We start from the raw sequence: 17,765 nt of genomic DNA, 5'->3' as shown, positions 1-17,765 counted from the left end.
ACCGTTAAGTAACACCTTTTATATATCAACAATTGTTAATCATTATTTTTTATGTCTAGCTTCAGAAGATACAGATATTTTCTTTCTTCCTTTAGCTCTTCTACGAGCAAGTACTTTTCTACCATTGGCAGAAGCCATTCTTTCTCTAAAGCCATGTTTATTCTTTCTCTTTCTTTTTGATGGCTGAAATGTTCTTTTTGGCATTGTCTTATGTTTTTAAAATCTTCTTTATTATATCTAAACAATCTGTTTTAACACTTTGTCTAAAACTGAGCGCAAATATACAAACCCTTTTTTATTTGACAAACCTTATTTTAAAAATATTTTTTCAATAAAAATTTAGTTTCTTTGTACTCCAAAATCAAACCTTGTTTAATGAACCAATTAGTTCTAAAAATATCTTACTCCTTTTTGCTATTATCTAGTATTCTTTATAGCCAAAATACTCTAGAATACAATCTTAATATAGGTGATAACATGACAGTTACACAAACTTCTGCACAAGATATAGTTCAAAACATGGAAGACTCTAAACATGAAATGACTAATCATTTAGAAGGTGATTTTACATTTATTGTTAAGGCAATTACAGATAGTTCTTATATAATAAATTTCAAATTTAATAGGTTTAAATTAAAGTCTACATCAAATATTTATGGAGAATTAATGAATATTGACACCAATAACGACATAAAAGAAGACGATTTAGAAGCAAAAATATTTTCAGGATTAACAAAATCGACCTTAAAAATGGAAATGCTGAAAACTGGTGAAATAAAAAAAATAACTGGAACAGAAGCCATGATTAATAAAATGATTTCTGATGCTGGAATTACCGATGAATTTACTAAAGAACTTATGGTTGAAGCCATGAAGAAAGAATTTGGTAGCGAAAGCCTTTCTAGAAGCTTTGAACAAATGACATACTTCTATCCTACAAAAAAAGTAATTGTAGGTGACCATTGGACAAATAAATATACTGGAGACTTAATTGCAGAAAATAACTGGACATTAAAAGACTGGAGTAAAAACATTGAATTATCTGCAAAAAGCAATGTGTCTTTGATTGCAGAAGAAGATTCCCATATCATGACATTAAAAGGGACTCAAGACACAAGCATTATTGCAAATAAAAAAACTGGTTTTGCTCAACTTATAACAGTAACTTCTAATACAGAAGGAGTAACTGTTATGAAACAAATGAGCAACGTAGAAATACCAACAAAAATAACATCTAAAACAACATTTAAAATTAAATAATATGTACAATAAAGTATTTAAATTAATAATTGCTGGACTAATAATTGCTTATGCTATCTATCTTTTTACTGAAAGTTATATAGGAAATGGTATTATGTTTCTTCTTTTGTCTACCATATTTATTTTTCTTTATTTTAAGAATGAATTTATCTTACTTGCCTTTATGCGTTTACGAAAACAAGATTTTGTAGGAGCTAAAAAATGGTTGGATAAAATAAAACATCCTGAAAGTGCGCTTGTAAAAAAACAACAAGGTTATTTTTATTATTTACATGGTATTATGGTTTCGCAAGAAAACATGAATGAAGCTGAGAGATACTTTAAGAAAGCAGTAACTTTAGGTTTATCTATGGATCATGATATGGCTATGGCAAAATTAAATTTAGCAGGAATTGCATTTAGTAAACGTAGAAAAAACGAAGCAAATATCCTTCTTAAAGAAGCCCAGAAACTTGACAAAAGAAACATGCTAGATGAGCAGATAAAAATGATGAAGGACAATATGAAAAAAGCTCAAATGCCTAATCAACATTTTGGTGGACACCAGCAAAGAGGTGGAAGACGCCGTTAATAAATATCTATTTATAAAAAGAAAGCCTTAACAAATTTGTTAAGGCTTTCTTTTTTAATTCTCTTTATAATATCCTTCCTTTGGAATTTCTATAAAATACTGTTTTCTTGATTTATTATTCAAATTTGGTTCCCTTAACCAAGGGTTATGAATTTTCAAAATCTTGTAATTAATATCAAATCCTTTTGCAAAAGCAGCAAAATCTGTTACAGCAGTATCTACTTCAACTTTATAAGTTGGTACTTCAGTATATAAATCTTTCTCTCTAAAATTGAAACCATACTTATCTGGATGCTTTAAAATTTCTTTTAACGCAACAATTCTAAATAAATACCTACCTGTTTCTTCTCCTAAAAGCAAATCGTAATAATCTTTAACATCTTGTTCTTCTAGTCTTCTAGAAACACCAGCGTTTCCAGCATTATAAGCAGCAGCAGCTAAAGTCCAAGAACCTAGTTGTTCTTTAGATTTTTTTAAATATTCGCAAGCTACTTCAGTAGATTTTTCTAAATGGTAACGTTCATCTACATTATCATTTATTTCCAAGCCATATTCTCTTCCTGTACTTGGCATTATTTGCCAAACGCCTCTTGCACCAGCAGGAGAGACTACGTTCATTAATCCACTTTCTATAACTGCCAAATATTTAAAATCTTCTGGAATTCCATTTTTTTCTAGAATTGGTTCTATTATAGGAAAATATTTATGTGCTCGTTTAAACATTAACAACCCGTTAGATTGCCAATAGGTATTTACCAATAATTCTCTATCCATACGCTCATAAATGTCTGGATTATCTAAAGGCAATGCTTCTCCAGCAAAGTCAAGATGGTCTGGAATTTGAAGTGCATAGACGTTATAGTCGTTAATTAATTTTTTTTCAAAATTCTCGTCTGTAGGTGCATCTTGCAATGCATATACAAATAGCATTGTTATGCTTAGTAACCCAAAAAAAGCGAATACATTCTTAACCCATTTCATCTTTAAATTGTTTTTATAAATTTATGAAATTTACAGCAAATTTTAAGCCAAATCTTCATCTAAAATTAACTTTGGCAAATTTTCGTTAAACCACTTATATTTATTGATAATCATAACATGTGTACCTCCTTTAACAGTGATACAGTCTCCTAAACAACGATGAGGAAAAACAGCATCTTTTTCTCCATGAATGTGTATGGCTTCAGGAATACTTTTATCTTGATTCCAGCAAATAACTTGCTTCAATGCCCAATCTATGTATTGTTTATTAGTAACAGAAAGATATTTTCTATATAAAGCAATTCTTTTTTTTATAGTTTTTCCAAAAGTATATTTTGCCAAAGCATCTATATTATTTACTAGACTTGTAGGCATTATTTTATATGCCTTAGTTATTCTGGCTAGTTTCATTCTTTTTGGTAATTCATGCTTTGTTTTAATACTTGAAACAACAATGAGCTTTCTTAATTTAATTAGCTTACTCATTTCTTGAACTATAATTCCTCCAAAAGACACACCAATTAACACCACATTTTCATGCTTAATATGTTCTGTCATTCGCTTTGAATAATGCTCAATGGTCTCATTCTCAGAAGGCATTATCCATTCTAACATATGCATCTGAAATTGATTCTCTGGTAATTTTATGTTTTCAAAAATCAAAGAACTTGCAGCCATTCCTGGCATAAAATAAACGTGTATGATATCTTGACTCATAAGCTTTTAAGTAGGCAAATAATGATTTTTTACAATATTTTTTCGTAAATTTGCGTTACAAAACTATTGAAAAATAGTGCTGACTCCTAAAATTCCTTTTAAATAAAAAACATTCTTATTATGATTGAAGCATCTGAACTTGTGGATAATGACTTTTTACGCCAGTATGAATTAAAAATTGACGATTCTTTAGCTAAGATTGAATATTCATTACAAGAACGAAAGATTTTTTTAACCAAACTTATTATTCCAGATGAAATTAATTCTGAAGAATTTCAAAATGAATTTTTAGTAATCGTTTTTAAGGATATTGAAGAACGTAATTTAAGCGTTGTTCCTACTAGTCCTGAAATTGCAAAATTTGTTCGAAAGAATAGAAAATATAAACGTATGCTTCCAGTAGGTGTAAGAATATAAATCATAAAAAATCCGAAGCTAAAACTTCGGATTTTTTTTATACTGCTAGTTCTTTTATAAATTCTAACCTTACCAAGCCATCTTCGTCTATCTTAGTAAGCTCTACTTCATGTAAGGTATTTACTAACCTTGGATTCCAAGGCGCTTTTACTTTTACATAATTTCCAGTAAAACCTTGAATATACCCTTCTTTATTCTCGCTTTCAAATAAGACTTTTCTTTTAGTATTTAGCTGACTTTCGTAAAATGCACGACGCTTTTTTGCTGATAAACCTCTTAGCATTTTACTTCTTTTGGTTCTTATGTTTTTTGGCACAACGTCATTCATACTAGCAGCTAAGGTGTTATCTCTTTCAGAATAAGTGAATACATGTAAATAGGAAATATCTAAATCGTTTAAAAAGTTATAGGTCTCTAAAAACAATTCGTCTGTTTCACCTGGAAAACCAACTATAACATCAACACCTATACATGCATGAGGCATGACTTCTTTTATTTTATCTACACGATCTACATACAATTCTTTTAAGTATCTACGACGCATTAACTTTAATATCTGGTTGCTACCACTTTGTAAAGGAATGTGAAAATGAGGTACAAATGAATTACTTTTTGAAACAAACTCTATCGTTTCGTTTTTTAGAAGATTTGGTTCAATAGAAGAAATACGCAATCTTTCTATTCCATCCACATTATCTAATTCTTTAACTAATTGGTAAAATGTATGTTCATGTTTTTTATTGCCAAATTCGCCTTTACCATAATCGCCAATATTAACTCCAGTAAGTACAATTTCTTTTATATTCTTTTTAGAAATTTCTTCTGCATTTTTTAAAACATTGCCTAATGTATCGCTTCTAGAAATCCCTCTTGCAAGAGGAATTGTACAATAGGTGCATTTGTAATCACAACCATCCTGTACTTTTAAAAAAGCTCTTGTTCTATCTCCAAAGGAATAACTCCCAACATAAAAATCTGCTTCTTCAATTTCGCAAGAATGTACTTCTCCTAAATCGTTCTTCGTTAAATCATTTAAATAGTCGGTAATTTTAAATTTCTCAGTAGCTCCTAAAACCAAATCTACGCCATCTACATCAGCTAATTCATGAGGTTTTAATTGGGCATAACAACCCACAGCTGCAACAAAAGCTTCTGGATTTAATTTTTGAGCTTGCTTTACAATGGTTTTAAAGCGTTTATCGGCATTATCAGTAACAGAACAGGTATTAATAACATAAACATCTGCAACTTCTTTAAAATCAACGCGATCAAACCCTTCGTTTTGAAAATTTCTAGCTATTGTTGATGTTTCCGAAAAATTGAGCTTACAACCTAGTGTGTAAAATGCGACCCTTTTTTTAAGCATAATTTGAATTATAAAACGCTGCAAAATTAAACAAAAAGAGCGCTTTATTTAAATAAAGCGCTCTTTTTTATATATTCGGTATTATCTAAATTAGTTTCTAATAATTTTTTTAGTTAATGTTCCAGAATCAGTTATTACTCTTAGCATATATACTCCAGAACTTAGTTCTGATAAATCTAAAGTGCTAACATTGTTTGTTTTAATAACTTGCTTGCCAACAATATTATATAACTCTAAACTATTAACAGTAATTTTATTTGAAGTATCAATTGTAATAATATTACTAGTAGGGTTTGGGAAAATAGAAACACTATTCTCTAAAGAAAATTCTTCAACACCTAAAACATCACCAACAACATTCATGACATATTGGTTGTCTCCAAAACCAATTGATGATAATGTTGAAGGAGTATTTATACTACAACCTTCAGATTTGATATAACTATCATCGTTCTCTCCTCCTGCATTAATACCAGGAAAGAAAGTTTCTCCAATATTGGTTCCACTATCTCCAGCCATTACTTCGAATGCTATTGTTGATCCTGCAGGAATGGTTGCTGAAATAGGTACAGAAATCAATGTTAAATCATCTGCTGAACTAGACGTATGTGTTGCAGTTTCAATAAGAGTTAAAGTAGCTGTAGTTAAATCATCTGAACTTGCAGTATAAATATTAACCGTAATTACTTTACCATCGTCTGCAGCACCTTGTCCATATTCTACTGAACTAATTTGAAAATCTTCAGTAACAGAAAAGTCCGCTAAATTATATGCTCTATAAAAAGAGTTTTCTCTATACTCTCCAGAACCTGAAGACCAACAAGCCACACCTCCATCTGTGACGCCTACAGGGTCATTAGATTGTGTTAAAACTATTTGAGCTTGACCAACCCAAACAAATAATACCATAAATAAAAAAAGAATGTAATTTTTTTTCATAATTTTAAAAATTTTGTGTTAAAAACGAATAAATATAAACTATTTTACTAATAAATGAAATTTAAATATCTGTTTTTCTTACTTCTTGTAGCTTGTACCAATAAAAATGAAGACTTTGAATCCGTATTTAAATATAATGAACACAAGAATATAGGTTCCCTAGATCCTGCTTTTGCTAAAGACAATGCAGATATTTGGGCAGTTAATCAGATTTTTAATGGGTTGGTTCAAATGGACAATAAATTAAATGTTAAACCATGCATCGCGAAAAAATGGAATCTCTCTGATGATGCTCTTACTTATACATTTACATTAAGAAACGATGTTCTTTTTCATAAACATGCTTTATTTGGAAAAGATTCAACCAGAACTGTAATTGCATCAGATTTTGAATATAGTTTCGACCGTTTACTAGATAAACAAATTGCTTCTCCAGGTAGTTGGGTTTTAAATAAAGTTGAAAAATTTGAGGCAATAAATGACACCATTTTTCAATTTCAATTAAAACAACCATTTCCAGCATTTTTAGGACTACTTACTATGAAATATTGTTCTGTTGTTCCTAAAGAAATTGTGGAACATTATAAAAGTGATTTTCGTTCTAATCCTATTGGAACTGGTCCCTTTAAATTTAAAAGATGGGAAGAAAATATTAAATTAGTATTTAGAAAAAACAATAATTACTTCGAAAAAGACAAGAATGGAAATAAATTACCTTTTTTAGAAGCTGTTTCCATTACTTTTCTACCAGATAAACAAAGTGAATTTCTACAATTTGCTCAAGGCAATATTGATTATGTTTCAGGTTTAGACGCTTCTTATAAAGATGAAATTTTAACAGCTAATGGAAACCTTAAAGAATCATATTTAAAAGATGTAAATATGTTAAGAAGTCCATACTTAAACACAGAATACCTTGCTTTTTTTATGGATTCCAGTATTCCTGAAATTCAATCTTCATTAATCCGAAAAGCTATAAATTATGGTTTTGATAGAGAAAAAATGATGATTTACCTCAGAAATGGTATAGGTATTCCTGCAAATGGAGGTTTTATTCCTAAAGGGTTACCAGGTTATAGTGAATCTATTGGATTTACTTATCATCCTGAAAAAGCAAAGCAATTAATTGAGCAATTTAAAACTGAATCTGGCATTCAAAATCCTGAAATAACAATTACTACTACTAGTAACTACTTAAGTTTTTGTGAATATATTCAGCGTGAATTACAGAAAATTGGACTCCAAGTAAATGTTGATGTTATTCCTGCAGCTACCTTAAAAGATGCCAAAGCCAATGGGAAACTAGATATGTTTAGAGCTAGTTGGGTTGCTGATTATCCTGATGCTGAAAACTATTTATCACTTTATTACAGTAATAATTTTGCGCCAAATGGACCAAATTATACGCATTTTAAAAACAATGTATTCGATGAATGGTACCAACAAGCATTTACAGAAACAAATACATTACAAAGAGAATCTTTATATACAAAAATGGATAGCCTAATCATGCAAGAAGCTCCAATTGTACCTTTATTCTATGATGAAGTAGTAAGATTTACAAGAAAAAACATTGAGGGTCTTGGTATTAATCCAATTAATTTATTGGAATTGAAATACGTTAAAAAAAATTAGAGATTAGTTTCTTCTAAACTTTTTTGTCTCCTCAAAAATATGTTCCATAATTGCTGCATCTTGTTCTGAGAATTCAATATCTCTTCTAGACATAACTACTTGGGCAACTTCAAAAGCTTTTTTAGTTAAGTATGTTGTAAAACCATTACTTCCTCCCCAAGAAAAGCTTGGAACAAAGTTTCTAGGAAAACCACTTCCAAAAATATTGGCGCTTACACCAACAACAGTTCCTGTATTAAACATAGTGTTGATACCACATTTACTATGGTCTCCCATCATAAGTCCACAAAATTGCAATCCTGTTTTAGCAAAACTTTCCGTTTGATAATCCCAAAGTCTTACTTCTGCATAATTATTTTTTAAATTAGAATTATTAGTGTCTGCACCAAGATTACACCATTCACCTATTACAGAATTCCCTAAATATCCATCATGTCCTTTATTTGAATACCCAAAAATGACTGAATTGGTTACTTCTCCTCCAACTTTACTAAATGGACCAACAGTTGTAGGTCCATAAATTTTAGCAGCCATTTTCACTGTTGCACCTTCACATAATGCAAAAGGCCCACGAATCAAACTGCCTTCCATAATTTCTGAATCCTTTCCAATATAAATTGGGCCATTTGTAGCATTAAGAGTTACAAAATTCAATTTGGCGCCTTCTTCAATAAAAATAGATTCTGCCTTTATAGTGTTAACAGTTGCAGGAATTGGTTGAGATTTTCTGTTATTAGTTAGTAATTCGAAATCTTCCAGAATGGCTTCACCATTTTTAGAAAAAATATCCCAAGTGTGTTCAATTTTCAAAACATTTTCATGATACTCAATAGCTTCATAACTATCCAAATCTATATCTTCCTGTGTGTTTTTTGTAAAAAAAGCAATAACATCTTCGTCCTTAAAAATAGCCTGGTTAGTCTCCAGGTTTTTTATCATTTCTACTAATTCCTGATTTGGTAAAAATGAAGCATTAATCATAACATTCTCTTCCATTTCAACCATTGGATACTTGTCTGACAAATATTCTTCTGTTACTGTTGTGGTTGTAAACTCTAAATATGTTTCCCATTTTTCTCTAATGGTTAAAATACCTATTCTTATATCTGCAACTGGACGTGTATATGTAAATGGCAGTAAATTATTACGTGAAGGACCATCGAAAAGTATATAGTTCATGAGAATGATTAAAGTTAGATGTTTAAGGTTTTTTCTTAAACAAAAAATTATATAATCAAAAGTAAGGTAATTAAAGAAACAAAAAAAGCCTTCGAAAAAAATCCGAAGGCTTTAATATATATTGTTGAACTAAATTATTTTTTGAATTTAGCGTATTTGTTTTTGAATTTATCAATACGACCAGCAGTATCTACTAATTTAGATTTACCAGTATAAAATGGATGAGATGTTCTAGAAATCTCCATTTTTACTAATGGATATTCTACACCATCAACCTCTAAAGTTTCATTTGTATTAGCAGTAGATTTAGTTAAAAATACATCGTCGTTAGACATATCTTTAAAGGCTACTATTCTATAATTTTCTGGATGTATATCTTTTTTCATCACTAATTGCTTTTATTGTATACTATTTTCGAGGTGCAAATTTAAGGAATTTTTACAAATGAGCAATACTTTTGTTTTTATTTTTTTAAGATTTATAAATTTTCCAAAAAAAGCTGTAACGTTTTCCTATATTTGTTTACTAACTTTCTATAAATTTAACTAAACAAAACATAAAAAATGGAAAAATCTTTAAAAACGTTATCAATTAATAACGGTCTTATTTTAGGTCTTATATTATCTGTAATTACAGTTTTAATGTACGCACTAAATTTAGAGCTTTTTACTAAATGGTGGGTTGGTATTCCTTTATTTTTATTAGCATTAGGCCTTGGTGCTTATTCAGCTATAAAATTTAAACAACAACAAGGGTTTCTAAGTTTTAAACAAGCTTTTAGCGCTTATTTTATTACTGTAGCTGTAGGGAGTTTTATTGCTACTATTATAGGAATTGTGATTTTTACATTTGTTGATCCAGATGCAGCTCAATTTTTAAATGAAGAAATTCTTATCATGACTAAAGAAGCTATGGAAGGCTTTGGCGCACCTCAGGAAGTTATTCAAGAAGCACTTTTGGAAGCCGAAAAGAAAAACAATTTTGCTCTAGTTGAACAATTAAAAGCTTATGTTTGGAGACTATTATTTTATAGTATTTTTGGGCTTATTGTTGCTTTAATAGTTAAGAAAAATAATCCTGAAACTGAATAAATTCTCTATTTTTGCTAAAAGCGATTTTAAAACAATTTCATGAATATATCAGTAGTTATACCACTACTTAATGAACAAGACTCATTAAACGAATTACATGATTGGATTGCAAATGTTATGCAATCCAATCTTTTTTCTTATGAAATCATTTTTATCGATGATGGTAGTACAGATAATTCTTGGAAAACAATAAAGCATTTAGCAAAGAAAGACACTAATGTTAAAGGGATTCGGTTTCTTAAAAATTTTGGCAAATCTCAGGCTTTACATGCAGGGTTCGAAAAAGCCCAAGGAGACGTTGTAATAACAATGGATGCAGATCTTCAAGATAATCCAGAAGAGATTCCAGAGCTATACAATATGATTGTTTCAGACAAATATGACATGGTTTCTGGCTGGAAAAAGAAACGCTACGATTCTGTAATTTCTAAAAACCTTCCTTCAAAATTATTTAATTACGCAGCTCGTAAAACTTCTGGTGTTAAGCTTCATGACTTTAATTGTGGCTTAAAATCTTACCACAAAGATGTAATTAAAAACATAGATGTAAATGGAGAAATGCACAGATACATTCCTGTTTTAGCTAAAAATGCAGGCTTTTCTAATATTGGAGAGAAAATAGTACAACATCAAGCTAGAAAATATGGAGTTACTAAATTTGGAATGGATAGATTTATACATGGCTTTTTAGACCTAATCACCATTTGGTTTTTATCACGTTTTGGCAAGAGACCTATGCATTTATTTGGCGCACTTGGTGTTTTAATGTTCGCCATTGGTTTTGCATTTGCTATATATCTTGGTATAGATAAATTATTTTTAAATCCTTTTGGAAGATTAATAACACAACGTCCACAATTTTACATCGCTTTAGTAACCATGATAATTGGAACGCAATTTTTTGTAGCTGGATTTTTAGGTGAAATTATTTTAAGAACCAAACAAGACAAAAAACGCTATTTAATTAAAGACGAATTGAATTTGTAAAACCTTAAACTAATTAGTGGTAATTTCATCTTATCTTTTTTGAATTACTTATTTTTGCATCACATTTTTTTTAAACATGATATACATAGAACCTGAATTATTAGAAAGAGTAAATACGTGGTTAACACCAGCTTTTGATAATGATACACAAGCACATATAAAAAAATTAATTGCTACCAACCCAAAAGAGCTTAAAGAAAGTTTTTATAAAAATTTGGAATTTGGTACTGGTGGCATGAGAGGCGTCATGGGAATTGGCACTAATAGAATTAATAAATACACCTTAGGTAAGAACACACAAGGTTTAAGCAATTACTTGTATCAATCATTCCCTAACAAAAAACTAAAAGTTGCTATTGCTTACGATTGCAGACACAATAGTAAATCGCTTGCTAAACTTGTTGCCAATGTTTTTTCAGCCAATAACATTCAAGTATATTTATTTGAAGATTTACGCCCAACTCCAGAATTATCCTTTGCTTTAAAACATTTAGATTGCCATTGTGGCATTGTTTTAACAGCATCACACAATCCACCTGAATACAATGGTTATAAAGTATATTGGCAAGATGGTGGTCAATTAGTGCCACCTCAAGATGCAGAAATAATAAACGAAATAAATAACTTAGATTATTCTGAAATTAAATTCGAAGCAAACGAAACTTTAATCCATTATATAGGAAAGGAAGTAGACGATGTATTTATAAAAGCTTCTATTAAAAACGGAAGTTTTAATACACCTCAACAAGCTAAAGATAATTTAAACGTTGTGTTTACCTCGTTACACGGAACCTCTATTACCATTATTCCTGAAACATTAAAACAAGCAGGTTACAACAATCTTCATATAGTTAAAGAACAAGCAGAACCAAATGGCGATTTCCCAACTGTAGCTTCACCTAATCCTGAAGAACCAGAAGCGCTTAAAATGGCTATAGATTTAGCAAATAAAGTTCAAGGAGACATTGTAATTGGCACAGATCCAGACAGCGATCGTGTTGGTGTGGCTGTTAGAGATTTTAATGGAGAATTGACTTTGCTAAATGGAAATCAAGCCATGTTAATGATGACTGATTTCTTGTTAAAACAATGGCAATCTCACGGAAAAATTAAAGGGAAAGAGTTTATTGGTTCTACCATAGTTTCAACTCCTATGATGAAAGTTCTTGCCAATGCTTATGGTGTGGAGTGCAAAATTGGTTTAACTGGTTTTAAATGGATTGCTAAAATGATTAAAGACTTCCCAGAACTAGACTTTGTTGGTGGTGGCGAAGAAAGTTTCGGATTTATGGTTGGCGATTTTGTTAGAGATAAAGATGCTGTTACAGCTACTTTACTAGCTTGCGAAATTGCAGCTCAAGCTAAAGCTAACGGAAGTTCGTTTTATAATGAGTTAATCAAACTTTATGTATCTCATGGACTATATAAAGAACGCCTAATTTCTATAACAAAAAAAGGAATTGAAGGTGCTCAAGAAATTAAGCAAATGATGATTGATTTCAGAAAAAAACCACTTTCAGTCATTAATAATTCGAAAGTTGTTAAAATTGAAGATTATCAAAGTTCTATAGCTAAAAATCCAATTACTGGAACTGAAGAGCATATTGCTATTCCAAAATCTAATGTGTTAATTTATTATACTGAAGATGGAAGCCAGATAGCACTACGTCCAAGTGGTACAGAACCAAAAATTAAGTTCTATATTAGTGCAAATACAAAATTAGAATCTGTTTCGGCATTTATTGAAACCGAAAAACAACTAGAAACTAAAATCGATGCCATTATAAATGACATGAAACTAAACTAATGGATCAGAATTTAAAGAAAATAATCCCATTTACAAAACCATATAAAGGCAACATTATATGGAACATTGTATTTAATATTCTTTACGCATTATTTAGCTCTCTTTCTTTTATAGCACTTATTCCTATGATGCAGGTGCTTTTTGGTGAAACTGAAGATATACCAAGTAAACCTCAATATACTACTATCTTCGAAATTACTAGCTATGGAAAAGACCTCCTGTATTTTTACATTTCAGAACTAACAAAAACAGAAGGTCCAAAATATGCCCTTTTACTTGTTATTTGCTTAGTTATTTCAACCTTCTTATTTAAAAATCTTTTTGGCTACTTAGCTTCTTATAATTTAATGATTTTAAAAAATGGTGTTCTTAAAGATTTACGCCTAAAGATGTTTAAAAAAATTATCTCTCTTCCTGTTGGTTTTTATTCAGAAAAAAGAAAAGGAGATATTATGGCTAGAATACTTGGAGATATGGGAGAAGTACAACATTCCTTCTTTGCCATATTAGAATTAATAGTAAGAGAGCCTTTAACTATTATTTTCACCATCTTTTTCATGTTTAAGATTAGTGTTCAGCTAACTTTATTTGTCTTTATTTTTATTCCTATTTCTGGGTTTATTATTTCTAAAATTGGAAAATCATTAAAAGCAAAATCTACGGAAGCACAAAGAGAATCTGGTTATTTTATTTCTTTAGTTGAAGAAACTCTTGGTGGTTTAAAAGTTATTAAAAGTTACAATGGCGAAAATACGTTTATAAAGAAATTTCAAGGATCTGTAAATAGAATTTTAGCATTAGCAAATAATATTGGAAACAAAAATATTTTGGCTTCACCTTTAAGTGAATTTTTAGGGATTATTACTATTGCAACTTTGTTATGGTATGGAGGACAAATGGTATTAATAGAAAAACTACCAAATGGAGAACCTGTATTAATTGGTGCTGCATTTTTGGCTTATATGGGATTAGCATATAATATTCTTACTCCAGCAAAAGCTATTTCTAAAGCGTCATATTCAGTTAAAAATGGATTGGCAGCAGCCGAACGTGTCTTTGAAGTTCTAGAACAAGAAAACACCATAGATTCTAAAGAAAATGCCATTATAAAAGAGGACTTTAACGAAAGTATATCTATAAAAAATATCGATTTTAGATACGAAGATGATAACGTCTTAAAGAACTTTTCAATTGAAGTTCCTAAAGGAAAAACTGTTGCTCTTGTTGGACAATCTGGTTCCGGAAAAAGCACCATAGCCAATTTGTTAACTCGTTTTTATGATGTAAACGAAGGAAATATAGAAATAGATGGTATTGACATCAAGGATATGAACATCCATTCGCTTCGTGGCTTAATGGGATTGGTTACTCAAGATTCCATTCTATTTAACGACACAGTTAAGAATAACATTCTATTAGGAAAAGAAGATGCTACAGACGAAGAAGTTATTGAAGCCTTAAAAATTGCTAATGCTTGGGAATTTGTAAAAGACTTACCAAAAGGAATTGAAACTAATATTGGAGATTCGGGAAACAAACTATCTGGAGGACAAAAACAGCGATTAAGTATTGCTAGAGCTGTATTAAAAAATCCACCAATAATGGTTCTAGACGAAGCAACCTCAGCATTAGACACTGAAAGCGAACGCTTAGTGCAAGTAGCTTTAGAAAACATGATGAAAAACAGAACATCTGTTGTAATAGCACATAGATTATCTACCATTCAAAATGCAGACACAATAGTCGTGATGCAAAAAGGTGAAATTGCCGAACAAGGCAAACACAACGAGCTTATTGCTAAAAATGGAATCTATAAAAAGCTTGTGGATATGCAAAGCTTTGACTCATAAAAACATTAAATTATATAAATTAAAAAAGGACAACACTTACGTATTGTCCTTTTTTGCTATTGTTAGACTTGGGGAAAACTAACAAATAAGTAGGTTGGTTGATGTAAACATAAAACAAATATTTAGATAAACCAAATAAAAAATGTTACTCATCGCTTTATTCATGCAGTTTATCGATGTTTTATAATTTATTGTGTTGATTTACAACTATTTAACTTTTTAACATTTTTTTACATTAAACTTTTAGTATTTTGAAGTGTCTAACATTAAAATATGTATGTGACTGAGGAATCAAATCTTTTAGAACAACTAAAATCAAACAGCAATAAAGAAACTGCGTTTAGAGAGTTAGTGTCTCTATATAAAGAACGTTTATATTGGCATATTCGTAATATTGTTAAATCTCATGACGATACAGACGATGTCCTCCAAAACACTTTTATTAAAGTTTATAAAAATATTCATAACTTTAATGGAGATAGCAAACTCTATTCCTGGATGTATCGAATTGCAACTAACGAATCTTTAACCTTTATAAAAAAAAGAGCTAAACAATTACAAATTACAAACGAAGAATTTCAACAATTTGCCATAGATAATCTAAAAGCAGATGTATATTTTGAAGGAGACCAAATTCAGTATAAATTACAGCAAGCTATTACAACTTTACCAGAGAAACAACAATTAGTATTCAATATGAAATATTTTCAGGATATTAAATATAAAGACATGTCACAAATATTAGAAACTAGCGAAGGAGCTTTAAAAGCTTCTTACCACATAGCAGTAAAAAAAATAGAAGCCTACTTAAGTAATAATTAAACCTTTAAAAATTAAAAGAGTCTATATAATAGATGAAAAAAAGCAAAATACATAACATAACAAATTCAGGATTTAAGACTCCTGATAACTATTTTTCTAATTTAGAAGACAGTATAATAAGTAATACTTTACTGAAGGAAAAAATAAAAGAAACTGGGTTTAAAGTTCCCGACACTTACTTTGATACTTTAGAAAACACACTTTTAAATAAATTACAAGAAAACAAGAAAAGTAAAGTTTTTTCATTATTCTCAAAACGCACAATAGTTACAGTAACAAGTGTAGCAGCAGCAATAGTATTAATGTTTAACTTATCTGTTTTCGAAAGTAAATCTAGTTACGACTCACTTGACATAGAAGCTGTAGAAAATTATATTTTAAATGAAAATCTTGATGATGAAGAATTAGCTTCCTTATTTAATAATACAGATTTTATTGATGAAAGCTTTTATGACATTGACTTTTCTGATGAAACCATACAAGATTATATAAACGATAATTTAGAACTTAACGACTTATATACAGACTAATAATAAAGCTATGAAAAACATACTTATAACTCTTTTTGCATTAGTTGTATCTCTAACAACATATTCGCAAAATGATAAACACGAAAAAATAAAAACCCTTAAAATTGCTTACATAACTGAAGCATTAGATTTAACTACTCCTGAAGCTGAAAAATTCTGGCCTATCTACAACACTTATGAAAACGAGCAAGATAAACTTCGTAGTGAAATTCATGAAAAAAGAAAAAACATCGATTTTGAGACCTTAACAGAGAGTGACGCTAAAAAAATAATTGACGACATGGAAGCATTAGCTAAAACACGCTACGAACTTAACAGAAACTATATGTCTGAATTAAAGAGCGTGTTAACCTCTAAAAAAATAATTAAATTACGGGAAGCCGAAGAAAGTTTTAAACGTAAAATGTTTGAAGAGTATAGAAAAAGACATCGTCCTGAAGGAAAATCAAAACCATAAAAAAGGAGCCAATTGGCTCCTTTTTTTTATTTGAAAGTTAATTTACTTATCCTTCTTTGTCCTGCAGCATAAGCCACGCTATCGTTTAAAAATCGAATGGTATAAAAGCCTTCCTTACTTAAACTTTTCCAAGAATTACCACCATCATTACTAAAATCAATACCATTAAAACCAACAGATACAAGCTCCTTCCCTTCTCTATTTGGAATATATTGCACACAACTTCTATAACTAGGAGTATGTCCTTCTGCAACTAATTGCCATGTTTTCCCTCCATCTACAGTCTTCATTTTATTAGCTAAATTGTCATCAGGATTGGTATAATCTCCTCCTATTGCAAAACCATTCATGTCATCATAAAAATGGATTGAATAGATACCTTCTGTCTCTTTATCCTTAACTATTGGAGTTTCAAATACTTCCCAATTCAAGCCTCTATCTTTAGAATAATAAATTCTTCCTGCAGTTGTTGCTATCCAAGTATTATCACCTATAATAGCAATATTTGTATTACTAGCTGCAAAAGCACCTTCGTCAGCTTTACCTGAAGGTAATTCATTACAAGATAGTTTCTTCCAGGTGTTTCCACCATCTCTTGTAATTATTATGCTCAAACAATTATCTGTAGTATCACCAATAGCAATTCCTTCTTGGTCATTCCAAAAAGCCATCGAATCATAAAAAGCTTTTGGGTGTTCTTCAAAATAAACCAAATCCATACTGCCTTGATTCCCTGTCTTAAACAGCATAGAAGGGCTGCCAACACTCAACATAAAAAAATCAGATGAGTTATGGGCAACAGATCTAAATTCAAGTTGCAACGAATCATATTCTTGTTTAGATACTTGCCAGCTTTTTTTAGATGGATTATATAACCCATAAGTTCCGTAATTAGCAGCAAAAGACAAACTTTCATCATCTAAAATATCAATAGCTCGAATACTTAACAAAGAATCTTCTAAAATAGTTTCCATTTCTATTGAATTAAAATCTCTAGGAATAAAAGACTGCTTTTCTTCACAAGAAATCAATAATCCACTACATATAACAAAACAAATAAAGTATCTCATTTTATAAATTTTTGAGGAAAGATAAGTCTATTCATCTAAATAATAAAAACATTCGTGAATTCGAGGCAATTAACGTAACTTTGCAG

The 17,765-nt window shown here is 30.1% G+C and carries 19 protein-coding genes; 11 read left to right on the top strand and 8 right to left on the bottom strand.

Features of this window, described 5'->3' with window-relative positions:
* Window positions 1–42: 42 nt before the first annotated feature.
* A complete protein-coding gene (gene rpmH, locus LX78_RS11395; protein WP_109682791.1) occupies window positions 43–204 on the bottom strand; it encodes a 50S ribosomal protein L34 in 162 nt (53 codons plus the stop codon).
* Window positions 205–375: 171 nt separating this feature from the next.
* Between rpmH and LX78_RS11390 the strand changes: the two genes are divergently transcribed.
* Both LX78_RS11390 and LX78_RS11385 read left to right on the top strand, forming a co-directional pair.
* Entirely contained in the window at window positions 376–1,260 is an 885-nt protein-coding gene (locus LX78_RS11390; RefSeq protein ID WP_109682790.1) for a DUF6263 family protein, read from the top strand.
* A 1-nt stretch (window position 1,261) separates the two neighbouring features.
* Entirely contained in the window at window positions 1,262–1,831 is a 570-nt protein-coding gene (locus tag LX78_RS11385; protein ID WP_109682789.1) for a tetratricopeptide repeat protein, read from the top strand.
* Between the two features lie 54 nt (window positions 1,832–1,885).
* Here LX78_RS11385 and LX78_RS11380 read toward each other — a convergent pair whose 3' ends face one another.
* Window positions 1,886–2,812, bottom strand: coding sequence for a lytic transglycosylase domain-containing protein (locus LX78_RS11380; RefSeq protein ID WP_109682788.1), 927 nt, complete (start codon window positions 2,810–2,812; stop codon window positions 1,886–1,888).
* Window positions 2,813–2,854: 42 nt separating this feature from the next.
* A complete protein-coding gene (locus tag LX78_RS11375; RefSeq protein WP_109682787.1) occupies window positions 2,855–3,529 on the bottom strand; it encodes an alpha/beta hydrolase family protein in 675 nt (224 codons plus the stop codon).
* A 120-nt stretch (window positions 3,530–3,649) separates the two neighbouring features.
* Between LX78_RS11375 and LX78_RS11370 the strand changes: the two genes are divergently transcribed.
* Window positions 3,650–3,946: an N-acetyltransferase gene (locus LX78_RS11370; RefSeq protein ID WP_109682786.1), complete on the top strand. Its 297-nt coding sequence runs from the start codon at window positions 3,650–3,652 to the stop codon at window positions 3,944–3,946.
* A 37-nt stretch (window positions 3,947–3,983) separates the two neighbouring features.
* Here the strand turns inward: LX78_RS11370 and mtaB are convergent, their stop codons facing one another.
* Window positions 3,984–5,312 (bottom strand): tRNA (N(6)-L-threonylcarbamoyladenosine(37)-C(2))-methylthiotransferase MtaB, encoded by a 1,329-nt coding sequence (gene mtaB / locus LX78_RS11365; protein ID WP_109682785.1) that lies wholly within the window; start codon window positions 5,310–5,312, stop codon window positions 3,984–3,986.
* A gap of 90 nt (window positions 5,313–5,402) precedes the next feature.
* On the bottom strand, window positions 5,403–6,251 hold the full coding sequence (locus LX78_RS11360) for a T9SS type A sorting domain-containing protein (RefSeq protein WP_109682784.1): 849 nt from the start codon (window positions 6,249–6,251) through the stop codon (window positions 5,403–5,405).
* A 54-nt stretch (window positions 6,252–6,305) separates the two neighbouring features.
* On the opposite strand from LX78_RS11360, the gene LX78_RS11355 reads away from it, so the two are divergent.
* Window positions 6,306–7,886 (top strand): ABC transporter substrate-binding protein, encoded by a 1,581-nt coding sequence (locus tag LX78_RS11355; protein WP_109682783.1) that lies wholly within the window; start codon window positions 6,306–6,308, stop codon window positions 7,884–7,886.
* Between the two features lie 3 nt (window positions 7,887–7,889).
* Here LX78_RS11355 and LX78_RS11350 read toward each other — a convergent pair whose 3' ends face one another.
* Entirely contained in the window at window positions 7,890–9,065 is a 1,176-nt protein-coding gene (locus tag LX78_RS11350; RefSeq protein WP_109682782.1) for a GlmU family protein, read from the bottom strand.
* Window positions 9,066–9,199: 134 nt separating this feature from the next.
* Window positions 9,200–9,451 carry a type B 50S ribosomal protein L31 gene (locus tag LX78_RS11345; protein WP_109682923.1) on the bottom strand — a complete coding sequence of 84 codons (252 nt, stop codon included), beginning with the start codon at window positions 9,449–9,451 and terminating at the stop codon, window positions 9,200–9,202.
* A 177-nt stretch (window positions 9,452–9,628) separates the two neighbouring features.
* On the opposite strand from LX78_RS11345, the gene LX78_RS11340 reads away from it, so the two are divergent.
* From LX78_RS11340 to LX78_RS11310, 7 genes are all read left to right on the top strand, one after another.
* Window positions 9,629–10,156 carry a DUF4199 domain-containing protein gene (locus tag LX78_RS11340; protein WP_109682781.1) on the top strand — a complete coding sequence of 176 codons (528 nt, stop codon included), beginning with the start codon at window positions 9,629–9,631 and terminating at the stop codon, window positions 10,154–10,156.
* A gap of 39 nt (window positions 10,157–10,195) precedes the next feature.
* Window positions 10,196–11,143 carry a glycosyltransferase family 2 protein gene (locus LX78_RS11335; RefSeq protein WP_109682780.1) on the top strand — a complete coding sequence of 316 codons (948 nt, stop codon included), beginning with the start codon at window positions 10,196–10,198 and terminating at the stop codon, window positions 11,141–11,143.
* Window positions 11,144–11,219: 76 nt separating this feature from the next.
* Window positions 11,220–12,950, top strand: a complete 1,731-nt coding sequence (locus LX78_RS11330; RefSeq protein ID WP_185117712.1) for a phospho-sugar mutase — start codon at window positions 11,220–11,222, stop codon at window positions 12,948–12,950.
* A complete protein-coding gene (locus LX78_RS11325) occupies window positions 12,950–14,800 on the top strand; it encodes an ABC transporter ATP-binding protein (RefSeq protein WP_109682779.1) in 1,851 nt (616 codons plus the stop codon). The genes LX78_RS11330 and LX78_RS11325 overlap by 1 nt, the downstream gene beginning before the upstream one ends.
* 279 nt (window positions 14,801–15,079) lie before the next feature.
* Entirely contained in the window at window positions 15,080–15,622 is a 543-nt protein-coding gene (locus LX78_RS11320) for an RNA polymerase sigma factor (protein ID WP_109682921.1), read from the top strand.
* A 32-nt stretch (window positions 15,623–15,654) separates the two neighbouring features.
* The gene (locus LX78_RS11315; protein WP_109682778.1) at window positions 15,655–16,152 is read left to right on the top strand and encodes a hypothetical protein; all 498 of its coding nucleotides are present in this window, start codon (window positions 15,655–15,657) and stop codon (window positions 16,150–16,152) included.
* 10 nt (window positions 16,153–16,162) lie between these two features.
* Complete coding sequence (locus tag LX78_RS11310; protein WP_109682777.1) at window positions 16,163–16,609, top strand: sensor of ECF-type sigma factor; 447 nt, start codon at window positions 16,163–16,165, stop codon at window positions 16,607–16,609.
* A gap of 26 nt (window positions 16,610–16,635) precedes the next feature.
* On the opposite strand, the gene LX78_RS11305 is transcribed toward LX78_RS11310, so the two are convergent.
* Window positions 16,636–17,679 (bottom strand): WD40/YVTN/BNR-like repeat-containing protein, encoded by a 1,044-nt coding sequence (locus tag LX78_RS11305; protein WP_109682776.1) that lies wholly within the window; start codon window positions 17,677–17,679, stop codon window positions 16,636–16,638.
* Window positions 17,680–17,765 lie beyond the last annotated feature (86 nt).

This window comes from Xanthomarina spongicola (assembly GCF_003148645.1).
GTDB classification, from domain to species: domain Bacteria; phylum Bacteroidota; class Bacteroidia; order Flavobacteriales; family Flavobacteriaceae; genus Xanthomarina; species Xanthomarina spongicola.
This window is presented reverse-complemented; position numbering and strand designations above follow the sequence as displayed.

Coding starts and splice junctions, on each gene's coding strand:
- LX78_RS11330 (WP_185117712.1), top strand. CDS start 11,220: ATGATATACATAGAACCTGAATTATTAGAAAGAGTAAATACGTGGTTA.
- LX78_RS11345 (WP_109682923.1), bottom strand. CDS start 9,451: ATGAAAAAAGATATACATCCAGAAAATTATAGAATAGTAGCCTTTAAA.
- LX78_RS11315 (WP_109682778.1), top strand. CDS start 15,655: ATGAAAAAAAGCAAAATACATAACATAACAAATTCAGGATTTAAGACT.
- LX78_RS11360 (WP_109682784.1), bottom strand. CDS start 6,251: ATGAAAAAAAATTACATTCTTTTTTTATTTATGGTATTATTTGTTTGG.
- rpmH (WP_109682791.1), bottom strand. CDS start 204: ATGCCAAAAAGAACATTTCAGCCATCAAAAAGAAAGAGAAAGAATAAA.
- LX78_RS11340 (WP_109682781.1), top strand. CDS start 9,629: ATGGAAAAATCTTTAAAAACGTTATCAATTAATAACGGTCTTATTTTA.
- mtaB (WP_109682785.1), bottom strand. CDS start 5,312: ATGCTTAAAAAAAGGGTCGCATTTTACACACTAGGTTGTAAGCTCAAT.
- LX78_RS11390 (WP_109682790.1), top strand. CDS start 376: ATGAACCAATTAGTTCTAAAAATATCTTACTCCTTTTTGCTATTATCT.
- LX78_RS11375 (WP_109682787.1), bottom strand. CDS start 3,529: ATGAGTCAAGATATCATACACGTTTATTTTATGCCAGGAATGGCTGCA.
- LX78_RS11325 (WP_109682779.1), top strand. CDS start 12,950: ATGGATCAGAATTTAAAGAAAATAATCCCATTTACAAAACCATATAAA.
- LX78_RS11355 (WP_109682783.1), top strand. CDS start 6,306: ATGAAATTTAAATATCTGTTTTTCTTACTTCTTGTAGCTTGTACCAAT.
- LX78_RS11335 (WP_109682780.1), top strand. CDS start 10,196: ATGAATATATCAGTAGTTATACCACTACTTAATGAACAAGACTCATTA.
- LX78_RS11310 (WP_109682777.1), top strand. CDS start 16,163: ATGAAAAACATACTTATAACTCTTTTTGCATTAGTTGTATCTCTAACA.
- LX78_RS11370 (WP_109682786.1), top strand. CDS start 3,650: ATGATTGAAGCATCTGAACTTGTGGATAATGACTTTTTACGCCAGTAT.
- LX78_RS11385 (WP_109682789.1), top strand. CDS start 1,262: ATGTACAATAAAGTATTTAAATTAATAATTGCTGGACTAATAATTGCT.
- LX78_RS11350 (WP_109682782.1), bottom strand. CDS start 9,065: ATGAACTATATACTTTTCGATGGTCCTTCACGTAATAATTTACTGCCA.
- LX78_RS11380 (WP_109682788.1), bottom strand. CDS start 2,812: ATGAAATGGGTTAAGAATGTATTCGCTTTTTTTGGGTTACTAAGCATA.
- LX78_RS11305 (WP_109682776.1), bottom strand. CDS start 17,679: ATGAGATACTTTATTTGTTTTGTTATATGTAGTGGATTATTGATTTCT.